This is a genomic window from Dellaglioa sp. CoH-57-MRSF-18 (assembly GCF_056781995.1).
Genome location: NZ_JBXAXX010000232.1, coordinates 1 through 264, shown reverse-complemented (window position 1 = coordinate 264; position 264 = coordinate 1). Strand labels below are relative to the sequence as shown.

At 57.6% G+C, this 264-nt stretch carries 1 protein-coding gene; it reads right to left on the bottom strand.

What is annotated here, in order from left to right; all coding sequences use genetic code 11:
• Positions 1-34: 34 nt before the first annotated feature.
• Positions 35-264, bottom strand: a 230-nt coding sequence (locus AC1RPG_RS08820; RefSeq protein WP_481762610.1) for a hypothetical protein, incomplete at its 5' end; no start/stop codon positions are given.

Sequence of the window (264 nt, the reverse complement as noted above, 5' to 3'; positions counted from 1 at the left end):
CCTCATCATCAACGATGAACGTCTTCGCGCCACGTTAATACTCTTGCGTGCCGTCCGGAGGTTCAGGGAACTCGAACCATTCCACAGCCGCGTTGTGCAGCACGTATTCGACGCGTTCATGCTGAAACAGTTCGTGCTCCGGGAGCTGGGCCGGCCGCTCAGTATTGCCCAGCATCCATTCGATGATTGGACGCACGAACGCGGCGTCGGCCGCAGCCACAGGAATGGTGGCTCGGAATTTGGTGTAGCTGCTCATTGGTTTTC